Source organism: Microbacterium lacusdiani (assembly GCF_054779895.1).
In genome coordinates, this window is the sequence record NZ_BAAGXJ010000021.1 from 71150 (window position 1) to 83618 (window position 12469).

General features: G+C 71.9%; 11 protein-coding genes and 1 tRNA gene. 9 read left to right on the forward strand and 3 right to left on the reverse strand.

Annotated features, from left to right (window positions below):
* Nucleotides 1-111: 111 nt before the first annotated feature.
* Together ACYVGN_RS11020 and ACYVGN_RS11025 are read left to right on the forward strand one after the other, a co-directional pair.
* On the forward strand, nt 112-1569 hold the full coding sequence (locus tag ACYVGN_RS11020; protein ID WP_460790773.1) for a four-carbon acid sugar kinase family protein: 1458 nt from the start codon (nt 112-114) through the stop codon (nt 1567-1569).
* Nucleotides 1566-2456, forward strand: coding sequence for an NAD(P)-dependent oxidoreductase (locus ACYVGN_RS11025; protein ID WP_460790775.1), 891 nt, complete (start codon nt 1566-1568; stop codon nt 2454-2456). The genes ACYVGN_RS11020 and ACYVGN_RS11025 overlap by 4 nt, the downstream gene beginning before the upstream one ends.
* Before the next feature lie 125 nt (nt 2457-2581).
* On the opposite strand, the gene ACYVGN_RS11030 is transcribed toward ACYVGN_RS11025, so the two are convergent.
* A complete protein-coding gene (locus ACYVGN_RS11030) occupies nt 2582-3781 on the reverse strand; it encodes a pyridoxal phosphate-dependent aminotransferase (protein ID WP_460790777.1) in 1200 nt (399 codons plus the stop codon).
* A gap of 77 nt (nt 3782-3858) precedes the next feature.
* Complete coding sequence (locus ACYVGN_RS11035) at nt 3859-5358, reverse strand: PucR family transcriptional regulator (protein ID WP_460790779.1); 1500 nt, start codon at nt 5356-5358, stop codon at nt 3859-3861.
* Between the two features lie 93 nt (nt 5359-5451).
* Here ACYVGN_RS11035 and gabT point away from each other — a divergent pair, with 93 nt between their 5' ends.
* Together gabT and ACYVGN_RS11045 are read left to right on the forward strand one after the other, a co-directional pair.
* On the forward strand, nt 5452-6810 hold the full coding sequence (gabT, locus tag ACYVGN_RS11040) for a 4-aminobutyrate--2-oxoglutarate transaminase (RefSeq protein WP_460790780.1): 1359 nt from the start codon (nt 5452-5454) through the stop codon (nt 6808-6810).
* Nucleotides 6811-6864: 54 nt separating this feature from the next.
* The gene (locus tag ACYVGN_RS11045; protein ID WP_055992719.1) at nt 6865-8328 is read left to right on the forward strand and encodes an NAD-dependent succinate-semialdehyde dehydrogenase; all 1464 of its coding nucleotides are present in this window, start codon (nt 6865-6867) and stop codon (nt 8326-8328) included.
* Between the two features lie 65 nt (nt 8329-8393).
* Here ACYVGN_RS11045 and ACYVGN_RS11050 read toward each other — a convergent pair whose 3' ends face one another.
* Entirely contained in the window at nt 8394-9611 is a 1218-nt protein-coding gene (locus ACYVGN_RS11050; RefSeq protein ID WP_460790782.1) for an MFS transporter, read from the reverse strand.
* A 111-nt stretch (nt 9612-9722) separates the two neighbouring features.
* Here ACYVGN_RS11050 and ACYVGN_RS11055 point away from each other — a divergent pair, with 111 nt between their 5' ends.
* The 5 genes from ACYVGN_RS11055 to rplK all read left to right on the forward strand — a co-directional run bounded on the left by ACYVGN_RS11055 (nt 9723) and on the right by rplK (nt 12462).
* Complete coding sequence (locus ACYVGN_RS11055) at nt 9723-10181, forward strand: MarR family winged helix-turn-helix transcriptional regulator (protein WP_460790784.1); 459 nt, start codon at nt 9723-9725, stop codon at nt 10179-10181.
* 189 nt (nt 10182-10370) lie between these two features.
* Nucleotides 10371-10443, forward strand: a tRNA-Trp gene (locus ACYVGN_RS11060).
* 35 nt (nt 10444-10478) lie between these two features.
* On the forward strand, nt 10479-10739 hold the full coding sequence (secE, locus tag ACYVGN_RS11065) for a preprotein translocase subunit SecE (protein ID WP_460790786.1): 261 nt from the start codon (nt 10479-10481) through the stop codon (nt 10737-10739).
* A 93-nt stretch (nt 10740-10832) separates the two neighbouring features.
* Nucleotides 10833-11855, forward strand: a complete 1023-nt coding sequence (gene nusG, locus ACYVGN_RS11070) for a transcription termination/antitermination protein NusG (protein ID WP_460790788.1) — start codon at nt 10833-10835, stop codon at nt 11853-11855.
* Between the two features lie 175 nt (nt 11856-12030).
* Entirely contained in the window at nt 12031-12462 is a 432-nt protein-coding gene (rplK, locus tag ACYVGN_RS11075; protein ID WP_055992732.1) for a 50S ribosomal protein L11, read from the forward strand.
* The last annotated feature ends 7 nt before the right edge of the window (nt 12463-12469 follow it).

Consider the following 12469-nt stretch of genomic DNA (forward strand, 5'->3'; position numbering starts at 1 on the left):
CGCTCGTGTGGCGGAGAGCGCGGTCTGGGCGTACAGTCGGTATCTGATATCTGATACCTCGGTTTCCGCCGCACCGCCGCGCGGATCCCATCCGTGAACGAAGGAGTTCTCGTGTCCCCCGAGAATCTGCCCGCCGGCAACCTGCCCGTCGCGACCCTGCTCGCGGACCTGCCCGCCCCGCTCGACATCCGCGCGGACCACGTGCGCGCCGCGCTCGACCCGGCCTCGGTCTTCATCGTGCTGGACGACGACCCCACCGGCACACAGTCGGTCGCGGATCTTCCGGTGCTCACGCGCTGGGAGCGCGAGGACCTGGATGCCGCGCTCGCCACCGGCGCGCCGGCGGTCTACGTGCTCACGAACACGCGCTCGCTCGACGAGGACACGGCGGCGGAGCGCAACCGCGAGATCGTCGCCGTATCGCTCGCCGCCGCGCGCGCCGCCGGCCGCCGCGTCACGTTCGTGTCGCGCAGCGACTCGACGCTGCGCGGGCACTTCCCGCTCGAGACCGACGTCCTCGCGGCCGAGGTCGCCGCGCACGGCGAGACCGCCCCCGCGCTGACTCTGCTGGTCCCCGCGTTCCCGGACGCCGGTCGCCTCACGGTGCGCTCGGTGCACTACTGGGTCGTGGACGATGTCGCGACGCCCGTCGGGCGGACGCCCTTCGCGCAGGATGCGACGTTCGGCTTCGCGTCGTCGGACCTGCGCGACTGGGTAGAAGAGAAGACGGACGGGCGCGTGCCCGCCGAGGCGGTCGCGGCGCTCACGATCGACGTGATCCGCCGTGGCCCCGACGCGGTGGGGGAGTTCCTGGCGGCCCTTCCCGACGGCACGGTCGTGGCGGTCGACGTGGTCGACGAGGCAGACATGCGCGCGGTCGCCCTGGCGCTCCACCGCCTGCAGCGCGACGTGCTGCTGCGCGTGGGCCCGCCGTACCTGCGCGCGCACATCGGCCAGGAGATCGCCGAGCCCGTGCAGGCGTCGCAGCTGGACCTCGCCGAGGGGCGCGGCGGGCTCGTCGTCGTGGGCAGCCACGTCCCCCTCACCACCGCGCAGCTGGAGCACCTGCGCGCGGAGCGCCCGGACACCGCCACGGTCGAGCTGGACGTGCGCCGCCTGATCGACGAGCGCCGCGAGGCTCACCTCGACGAGAGCGCCGCGCGAGTCTCCGAGGCCCTCGCGCACGGCACCGTGATCGTCCACACCACGCGCGACCTCGTGACGGGCGGATCGCCCGACGAGAGCCTCGAGATCGCCCGGCAGGTGTCCAGCGGCGTGGTCGAGCTCGTGCGCCGCGTGCTGCGCATCGCGCCGCCCCGCTTCGTGATCGCCAAGGGCGGCATCACCTCGAGCGACGTCGCGAGCGAGGCGCTCGAGATCCGTCGCGCGACGGTGGTGGGCCCCATGCTGCCCGGCATCGTGTCGCTGTGGCGGCCCGAGAGCGGCCCCGCCGTGGGCATCCCGTACGTCGTCTTCGCCGGAAACGTCGGCGGCCCCGACTCGCTCTCCCGCGTCGTCGCGACGCTCGCGGACGAGCACCGACCTCCCCGTCGAAAGGACATCGCATGACCAGCACCGTCGCCGTCATCGGCCTGGGGGCCATGGGCCTTCCCATGGCCGCCCGTCTCGCACAGCGCTTCGAGGTGCGCGGCTACGACCTCGCCGCCGAGCGCCTCGCCCTCGCCGCCGACCAGGGCGTCGCGCCCGCGGACTCGGCCGCGGCCGCGGTGACGGGCGCGGATGCCGTGCTCGTCGCCGTGCGCACGGGCGAGCAGCTGAACGACCTCCTGTTCGGCGAGGCGGGGCTCTCGGCCCACCTCGGCGAGGGGAGCGTCGTCATCCTGACCAGCACGGTCGGCACCGAGGGCATCGCCGACATCGCGGCACGGCTCGCCGAGCGCGGCGCCGGCCTCATCGACGCGCCGCTCTCGGGCGGACCCGTGCGCGCCGGCGAGGGTGACCTGCTGATCGTCGTCGGCGCGGAGCCCGCGGCCCTCGAGACGGCGCGCCCGGTGCTCGAGCAGCTCGCGTCCACGCTGACGGTGGTGGGCGACAAGCCCGGCGACGGCCAGGCGCTCAAGACCGTCAACCAGCTGCTGTGCGGCGTCCACATCGCCGCCGCCGCCGAGGCGCTCGCGCTCGCCGACGCGCTCGGCCTCGACCGCGCCCGAACGCTCGAGGCGCTCACGGCCGGTGCGGCCGACTCGTTCATGCTCGGCAACCGCGGCCCCCGCGCGCTGCAGGCGTACGACGAGGGTGGCGCCGAGGTGCTCAGCCGCCTCGACATCTTCGTGAAAGACCTCGGGATCGTGGGGCAGGCCGCGCGCAAGGCGCACCTGTCCACCCCCGTGGCAGCAGCCGCGGAGCAGCTGTTCCTGCTCGGCGAGGCGCAGGGCCTGGGGGCCCTCGACGACTCCGCCGTGATCCGCGTCGTCGCACCCGAACTCAGGAAGTGAGCCCCACCGTCCCCGTCGGCTGAGCCGCCGCGGAGAAGCACGAGACCTCACCACACGCACGAGACCGCAGCGGATCGCTGCGGTCTCGTGTCGTCGATGAGGTCTCGCGCTCGATGCGCCTCGCGTCAGGAGAACAGCTTCTGCAGACGCTGGATGCCCTCGAGCAGCGCGTCGTCACCGAGCGCGTACGACAGGCGCAGGTAGCCGCTGGGGCCGAAGGCCTCGCCCGGCACGACCGCGACCTCGGCCAGGTCCAGGATGAGATCTGCCAGCTCGAGCGACGTGGTCGGCGTGCGACCGGCCCACTCGCGGCCCAGCAGGCCGCGCACGTCGGGGTACGCGTAGAACGCGCCGAGCGGGTTGGGGACCTCGACGCCGTCGATCTTCGACAGCTCCTCGACGATCAGACGGCGGCGGCGGTCGAATGCCTCGCGCATCTTCAGCGCCTCATCCTGCGGTCCGTTCAGCGCCGCGGCGGCGGCGATCTGCGCGACGTTGTTGACGTTGCTCGACAGGTGCGACTGCAGGTTGGCCGCCAGCTTGATCGCGTCGGCGGGGCCGACCATCCAGCCCACGCGCCATCCGGTCATGGCGTACGTCTTGGCGACGCCGTTGAGCAGGATGGTCTGCTCGGCGAGCTCGGGCACGGCCTCGACGATCGACACCGCGCGGGCACCCTCGTAGACGAGGTTCTGGTAGATCTCGTCGCTGATGACCCAGATGCCGTGCGCGAGCGCCCACTCGCCGATCGCCTTCGTCTCCTCGGGCGTGTACACGGATCCGGTCGGGTTGGACGGCGAGACGAACACGAGCACGGTGGTGCGGTCGGTGCGGGCGGCCTCGAGCTGCTCGACCGTCACCTTGTAGTCCTGGTCGGCGCCGGCGAACACCTCGACGGGCACGCCGTCGGCGAGGCGGATGGCCTCGGGGTAGGTGGTCCAGTACGGCGCCGGCAGCAGCACCTCGTCGCCCGGGTTCACGACGGCCTGGAACGCCTGGTACACGGCCTGCTTGCCGCCGTTGGTCACGACCACGCGCGAGGCGGGCACCTCGAGGCCCGAGTCGCGAAGGGTCTTCGCCGCGATCGCCTCGCGCAGCACGGGAAGACCGGCGGCGGGCGTGTAACGGAAGTTCGCGGGGTCGCGGAGGGCCTCGGCGGCGGCGTCGACGACGAACTGCGGCGTCGAGAAGTCGGGCTCGCCGGCGGCGTACGAGATGACGGGCTTGCCCTCGGCCTTGAGGGCCTTGGCCTTGGCGTCGACCTTCAGGGTGGCGGATTCGGCGATGGCGGAGAGCTTGCGGGAGAGCGGGGCGCGGTCGGTCACACCGATCAGCGTAGCCGCCGGATCCGCGGTCCGAGAGGTCGATGACACGCCCCGCGCACCGGATGACGACGTCCGGATCAGGACGCCGAGACCAGCGCGAGCCAGACCTCCGCGCGCGACGCGAAGGACGACAGGTCGCGGCCCAGGAGCTGCTCGGCGAGCCCGATGCGCGAGCGCACCGTGTGGCGGTGCACGCCGAGGGCGCGCGCGGTGTCCTCGAACCGGGCGTCGTGCTCCAGCCACGTCCGCAGCGAGCCGAGCAGCGCGGTCCCGTGCGTCTCGTCGTAGCGGACCAGCGGGGCGAGCAGGGCACGCGCCGCCGTGCGCGCGCCCTCGCCCAGCGAGCTCAGCAGCGCGTCCGGCACGTCGTCGATGCCGGTGACGCCCTCCGCCGAACGCGCCCGCGCGACCTGGGCCTCCTCGATCGCCGCCGCGAGGCGCGCGTACGTCGTGGGGCGCGAGACCCCCACCGCGCCGCCGCCGCGTGCGGCGGCCTCGGCGAACGGCGCGTCCGCGTCGCGCGCCGCGAGCAGCAGGAGGCCGTCGCCATCCGGGAGCGCCCCGAAGAAGAACCGGCCGCGGAGCTGCGCGGCGCGCAGCTCCAGGAAGGCGGCGAGCTGCTCGGGGGCGGCCGACGTCACGGCCGCGACGGCGGGCTCGTCCGGCAGGCCGCCCCAGGATGAGGCCGCGACGTCGTGCGCGAGCGCGGCGTCTCCCGCCAGCAGCGCGCGCACCACTCCGGCGCGCAGGGCGCCGCGGGCGCGGATGAGCGCCTGGTTCTGCTCGAGCGCAAACCCCGCCATCGCGACGACGCTGGTCACGACGCCCCGGGCGTCCTGGTCGAGTCCCTCCGCCTCGACCGCGAGCACGCCGCGCAGCTCTCCGCCCCGGCCGAGCGTCTGGAGCGCGAACGTGCGCTCCGAGATCCGCGCAGTGTCGGCCGCGCGGACGCCCTTGGCGAGCAGGGCCTCGGCCTCGGCGCGGAGAGCGTCGCCGACCTCGTTCGGAAGCCGAGCGGGGCGGGCATGCAGCAGGGTGCCCGCGGCGTCGTACAGGCCGGCCCAGCTGCCCAGCTGGCGGGCGAGCTCCGCGAGCGCCGCATCCAGGGCGTCCGGACGCAGCGCGGCGAGCGAGATCGCCCGCTGGGCCGCGAGCGCCCAGCTGCGCCGCGCATACGACTCCGCGGCGATCGCCTCCGCGTTCGCGCGAGCGAGCGCGATGAACGGGATCCGGAAGGGCACCTCGAACAGCGGCAGACCCGCCGACTCGCACGCCGCGATCAGTCCGGCCGGAACGCCCGCGCGGACGACCTCGGTGCCGAACCCGACGGCCGTCACTCCCCGGCGCGCGAGGCGCTCCACGTACGCGCCGTACTGTGCGGGGTCCTCGCCGCGGAACTGGGTGCCCGTCGTCAGCAGGACGACGTCCTCGGCGAGGAACGGGGTCGGATCCTCGAGGTCGGAGCTGTGCACCCAGCGCACGGGGCGACCCCCGTCCGCGAGCGGCGTGACGAGCCTCAGGGCGAGGTCGGGGCGGTCGAGGAGCGCGCCGAGCGTAGGCGGGGTGATCGCGGCCATGGGCGCCTCCGGTGTACGCGCGGGCGAATCCCGCCTTTCGCATTGTACGAGCGGGACAGTGACCGGCGGATGGCGCGGTCGTACGCTCGCGGCATGACCGACGCCACGCTCACCACCCCCGCGATCACCGGCGGCCCCTCGCTGCCGCAGGAACGACGCCTCGTCACGTCCATCCCCGGGCCCCGCTCGGCCGAGATCCTCGCCCGCAAGGCCGCCGCGGTGGCGCCCGGCGTCGCGCACAGCGTGCCGATCGCCACGGTCGCGGCCGGCGGGGGAGTCATCGTCGACATCGACGGCAACTCCCTCATCGACCTCGGCTCGGGCATCGCCGTGACCACCGTGGGCAACGCCCACCCGGCGGTCGTCGCCGCGGTCGCCGAGCAGACCGCGCGCTTCACCCACACCTGCTTCATGGTCTCGCCGTACGAGGAGTACGTCGCGGTCGCCGAGGCGCTCAACCGCCTCACCCCGGGCGACCACGAGAAGCGCAGCGCCCTGTTCAACACCGGCGCCGAGGCCGTCGAGAACGCCGTCAAGATCGCGCGCAAGCACACGGGCCGCCAGGCCGTCGTCGCGTTCGAGCACGGTTACCACGGCCGCACCAACCTGACCATGGCGCTGACCGCCAAGAGCATGCCCTACAAGAGCGGGTTCGGCCCGTTCGCCCCCGAGGTGTACCGCGCGCCGCTGTCCTACCCGTTCCGCGACGGGCTCTCGGGCCCCGAGGCCGGCAAGCGCGCCATCACCCTGATCGAGAAGCAGATCGGCGCGGACAACCTGGCGGCGATCATCATCGAGCCGATCCAGGGCGAGGGCGGGTTCATCGTCCCGGCCGACGGCTTCCTGCCGGCCCTCGTCGAGTGGGCCCGCACCAACGGCGTGGTGTTCATCGCGGACGAGGTGCAGACCGGCTTCGCCCGCACCGGCGCGATGTTCGCCAGCGAGCACTTCGGCATCGTCCCCGACCTGATCACCACCGCGAAGGGGATCGCCGGCGGCATGCCGCTCGCGGCCGTCACGGGCCGCGCCGAGATCATGGACGCCGCGCACGCCGGCGGCCTCGGCGGCACCTACGGCGGCAACCCCGTGGCCTGCGCGGCGGCCCTGGCCGCGATCCACGCGTACGAGAACGACGGCCTGATCGAGCGCGCGAACGAGATCGGCGCGATCCTGCGCGAGCGACTGACCGCGCTGCAGGTCTCCGACGCCCGCGTCGGCGACGTGCGCGGCCTGGGCGCGATGATGGCGGTCGAGTTCGTCGACCCCGCCACGAGCGAGCCGGACGCGGCGCTGGCCGGCGCGGTCGCGCGCGCCGCGATCGCGGCGGGCGTCGTGACGCTCACCTGCGGCACGTACGGCAACGTCATCCGCTTCCTGCCCCCGCTGGCCATCGGCGACGAGCTGCTCCACGAGGGGCTCGACGTCATCGCGCAGGCGCTCGCCGAGGCGTGAGCCCGGCGGCACAGACCACCCCATCCCACGTCCCCCGAGATCCCAGGAGAACCCATGAACGACCGTGAGAGGGCGCTGCTCGCGTCCGTCCCCACCCAGCTGTTCATCGGCGGCGAGTGGGTCGACTCGTCGTCGGCGAAGACCTTCGACGTGCGCGACCCGGCCACGAACGAGGTCGTCGCCTCGGTCGCCGACGCCACCGCCGAGGACGGCGTCAAGGCGCTCGACGCCGCGGCCGCCGTGCAGGACGAGTGGGCGGCCACCCCGCCGCGTACCCGCAGCGACATCCTGCGTCGCGCGTTCGAGCTGGTGCGCGAGCGGGCCGACGACCTGGCGCTGCTCATGACGATCGAGATGGGCAAGCCGCTCGCCGAGGCCAAGGGCGAGGTGGCGTACGGCAACGAGTTCAACCGCTGGTTCAGCGAGGAGGCCGTGCGCATCACGGGCCGCTACGGCTCGAACCCCGAGGGCACGGGCCGGATGATCGTGTCGCAGCGCCCGGTGGGCCCGTCGTTCTTCATCACGCCGTGGAACTTCCCGTTCGCGATGGCGACCCGCAAGATCGCTCCGGCGCTCGCCGCGGGCTGCACGGTCGTGATCAAGCCCCCGCAGCTGACGCCGCTCACCACGCTGTTCTTCGTGAGCCTGCTCGTCGAGGCCGGCCTGCCGAAGGGCGTCGTGAACGTCGTCACGTCGGCGTCGTCCGGCCGCGTGTCGGCCCCGATCATCGCCGACCCCCGCCTGCGCAAGCTCTCCTTCACGGGGTCGACCGAGGTGGGCCGCAAGCTCATCGCGCAGGCCGCGGAGGGCGTGCTCCGTGTCTCGATGGAGCTCGGCGGCAACGCCCCGTTCGTCGTGTTCGAGGACGCCGACCTCGACAAGGCCGTCACCGGTGCGCTGCAGGCCAAGTTCCGCAACATCGGGCAGGCATGCACGGCCGCGAACCGCTTCATCGTGCACGAGTCGGTCGCCGAGGAGTTCGGCCGGCGGATCACCGAGCGGGTGTCGGAGATGAAGATCGGCCGCGGCACCGAGGAGGGCGTCGAGATCGGCCCGCTGATCGACGAGGACGCGGTCGACAAGGCCGCCGAGCTGGTCGCCGACGCGACCGGGCGCGGTGCGACCATCCTGACCGGCGGCGAGAAGCTCGACGGGCCCGGCACGTTCTACCAGCCGACCGTTGTCACCGGCGTGCAGGCGGGCAGCGCGATCCTGCGCGAGGAGATCTTCGGTCCGGTGCTCGCGATCGCCACGTTCTCGACCGAGGACGAGGCCGTCGCCATGGCGAACGACACCGAGTACGGCCTCGTCTCGTACGTCTACACGGAGGACCTGCAGCGCGGGCACCGGATGATCGAGCGCCTCGAGACCGGCATGATGGGCCTCAACGCGGGCGTCGTGTCCAACGCCGCCGCTCCGTTCGGCGGCGTCAAGCAGTCCGGCGTGGGCCGCGAGGGCGGCTTCGAGGGCATCCACGAGTACCTCTCGACGAAGTACACGCTGCTGCCGAACGCCTGAGGCCCCGCGCGGGAGACGCGAGAGGGGGATCCGCGTGCGCGGATCCCCCTCTCGCCGATCCGGGATCAGCGCGCGACCGCGATCGTGCCGGTCGCTCCGCTCACAGGGGTCTCGGACGTAGCGGGGATCCGGCGCGCCGCACTCGCGGCGGCCGCGATCATCACGACCAGCGCGATCGCCGTGATCGCGGCGCCGATCCAGATGGGGGAGGTGTAGCCGAGCCCGGCCGAGATCCCGACGCCGCCGGCCCAGGCGCCCAGGGCGTTGCCCACGTTGAACGCCCCGATGTTGGCGCCCGACGCCAGGGTCGGCGCCTGCCCGGCGTAGCCCATGATCCGGCTCTGCAGCCCGGGCACCGTGCCGAACCCGAAGCCGCCCATCAGGAACAGCGCGACGATCGTGGCGGCTCCCGATCCGGCGAGCAGGGCGAACAGGGCGAACAGCGCCAGGATGACGGCGAGCGCGGCGATGAATCCGATGAGCGTGGCGTCGATCGACCGGTCGGCGAGACGTCCGCCGAGCCAGTTGCCGACGACGAGGCCGGCACCGAAGAGCACGAGCAGCCACGGGACGTCGCCCGTCGCGAAGCCGCTCACCTCGGTGAGCGTGTAGGCGATGTACGTGAAGGCGCCGAACATCCCGCCGTAGGCGAGCACGGTGACCAGGAGGGACAGCCACACCTGCGTGGAGCGGAACGCCGAGAGCTCGCCGCGGAGGCTCACGCGCTCGGTCACGGAGCGGTCGGCCGGCACCAGGGCGGCGATGCCCGCGAAGGCGATGACGCCGATCGCGGAGATGGCCCAGAACGTGGCGCGCCAGCCCAGCTGCTGGCCGAGGAACGTGCCGAACGGCACGCCGAGGACGTTCGCGGCGGTCAGGCCGGTGAACATGAGGGCGATCGCGCCGCCCTTCCGCTCCGGTGCCACCAGTCCGGCGGCGACCACGGATCCGATCCCGAAGAACGCGCCGTGGCTGAGCGCCGCCAGGATCCTTCCGATCATGGCGAGGGCGTACGCGTCGGCGAGCGCCGTCAGGACGTTCCCGGCGACGAACAGGATCAGCAGGCCGAGCAGCACGCGCTTACGGGGAAGGTGGGTGGTGGCCGCCGTCAGGACGAGCGCCCCGACGACCACCGCGAGCGCGTATCCGGAGATGAGCCAGCCGGCGGTCGCCTCCGCGACGGCGAAGTCGCGCGCGACCTCGGGCAGCAGGCCCATGATCACGAACTCGGTGAGGCCGATGCCGAAGGCGCCGACGGCCAGGGCGATCAATCCGATGGGCATGGAGGGCTCCTGTAGTCTTGAGTAGTTGCACACGCGGGTTATTGCGAGCGACGAAGGAAGATCATTGCACACGCAACTATCCCGCGCAAGCAAGTATCGAGAGGAGCCCTCATGGGGATCGGCGACGACGCCGTCCAGGTGCGCGCGCAGGGGTGGCGCACGCTGGCCGCACTGCACTCCCTGATCGAGGCGGAGCTGGAGCGGTCGCTGCAGGCCGCCGCCGGTCTGTCGGTGGTGGAGTACACGGTGCTGGACGCCCTCGACAGGCAGGACGGCTGGCACATGCGCATGCAGCAGCTCGCGCGAGCGGCCGCGCTGAGCCCCAGCGCCACGACCCGGCTGGTCACCCGTCTCGAGGATCGGGGGCTGCTCTCTCGTGTGCTGTGTGCGGACGACCGGCGAGGCATCTACACCGAGCTGACGCCCCGCGGCCGCGAGCTGTACCTCAGCGCCCGGCCGGTGCACGACGAGACGCTCGAGCGCGCCCTGGGCGAGGCGGAGGGGCGTCCCGAGCTGGCCCCGCTCGTCGAGGCGCTGCACGGCGTCGCCCTTCCCGGGCCGGCCCGCTGATCCGGCCCCGGAGGTCCGCTCGTGGCCGGGCATCGGGCACCCCGCGCCACGCGCGGGATCCCGCCCCGGTTCGCGGCCCATTCGGGTATGCCGTATGCTTGGTGCGCAGTTGTCGTCTGCATTCTTTCGCTGTGCCCGGGTTCCGGAAGCGGCTGGAGGATCGGATGATCCCGGGGTCTTCGGACCTCTAGGGCGGTAGCTCAATTGGCAGAGCAGCGGTCTCCAAAACCGCAGGTTGCAGGTTCGATTCCTGTCCGCCCTGCGCGTCAGCGTCAGCTGACTCACGAAAGGCAGCGAATGGTCCAGGACGCAGCGAACGGCGAGATCGTCGCGGCAGGCGCGAACGGCGAGAAGAAGCCCGGCTTCTTCTCGCGGATCGTGATCTTCTTCCGCCAGGTCATCGCCGAGCTCCGCAAGGTCGTCACGCCGACCCGCTCGGAGCTGCTGAAGTTCACGGCCGTCGTGCTCGGCTTCGTGGTCGTCATGATGGGGTTCGTCTACGGGCTCGACTACCTCTTCTCGTGGGTCGCGACGGTCGTCTTCGGAGTCCCGGCCTGATCGACTGACGCACGGCCCGTCGGGCCGGGTGGACGTGCCCTCTGCACATCCGCCGCGTAATGGAAGAGACTCTGGTTATGGATAGGACTGTCAGTGTCTGAAAAGCATGTCGATGACGCCGACTGGGCCCCGGCAGCCGAGCAGTCGAGCGAAGAGGACGAGGCCCAGGAGGGCAACGTGCTCTACGCCGAGGCGCACGCCAGCGAGGCCGCCGAGCATCTCGCCATGCACATCGACGACGGAGCCGCGGACGAGGACGACGCGAGCGACGAAGACATCGACATCGACGACCCGGAGGCCGACGCGATCGTGAACGACGCACTGAACATCGACGAGACCAGCGAGGTCGAGGCCGCGGCCGAGGTTCTCTCCGACTCCGCCGCGGAGGAGGCCCAGGAGGCCGCTGCGCTGGCCGCCGACGAGGTGACCCCCTACGACGGCCCCGACGTGAACGGCGACGAGGACGAGGACGGCGAGACCTCCGAGTCGGACGACCCGTATGAGGCATTCCGTCAGGAGCTGCGTGCCCAGGAGGGCAAGTGGTACGTCATCCACTCGTACGCGGGCTTCGAGCGCAAGGTCAAGGCCAACATCGAGCAGCGCAAGTCGACGCTCGAGGTCGAGGACGACATCTACCAGGTCGAGGTCCCGATGGAGGACGTCGTCGAGATCAAGAACGGCCAGCGCAAGATGGTCACGCGCGTGCGCATCCCCGGCTACGTGCTGGTGCGCATGGAGCTCAACGAGGACACCTGGTCGGTTGTGCGCCACACCCCGGGCGTCACCGGCTTCGTGGGCAACGCCCACAACCCGACCCCGCTGCGCTTCGAGGAGGCCTTCAACATGCTGAAGCCCCTCGTCGAGATCAAGGAGGCGCAGGCTCAGGCCAAGAGCGGCGCGCCCAAGGGTCAGGCCGCGCAGGCCCGCGTGCTTCCCGCCGAGGTCGACTTCGAGGCCGGCGAGACGATCACGATCAAGGAGGGCTCGTTCGCGGGTCTTCCCGGCACGATCAGCGAGATCAAGCCGGAGAGCGGCAAGCTCACCGTGCTGGTGTCGCTCTTCGAGCGCGAGACCCCGGTCGAGCTGTCGTTCGACCAGGTCACCAAGATGGTGTGAGATGAGTTTCTGAAGAGCCGGTCCCTCGCGGGGCCGGCTCTTCTGTTTCTGGTAGGATCTACTGGTTTGCGCCCTGTCTGCGCAGGCATCCCACCGCTCGCAGGATCCTCCGGGATCGCGCTGTGTGCGGGAGAGCGGATCGCAACCGGCATCCGCTCGATGAAAGGAAGAGGAAATGGCACCGAAGAAGAAGGTGACCGGCCTGATCAAGCTTCAGATCAACGCCGGTGCAGCCAACCCGGCGCCGCCGATCGGCCCGGCCCTGGGTCAGCACGGCGTCAACATCATGGAGTTCTGCAAGGCGTACAACGCCGCGACCGAGTCGCAGCGCGGCAACGTCATCCCCGTGGAGATCACCGTCTACGAGGACCGCAGCTTCACGTTCGTCCTGAAGACCCCGCCGGCCGCGGAGCTCATCAAGAAGGCCGCCGGCCTGCAGAAGGGCTCGGCGACGCCGCACACGGTCAAGGTCGGCAAGCTCACCAAGGAGCAGGTCACCGAGATCGCCAAGACGAAGCAGCCCGACCTGAACGCGAACGACCTCGAGGCCGCCTCGAAGATCATCGCCGGCACCGCCCGCTCCATGGGCATCACGGTCGAGGACTGAGGGGGAT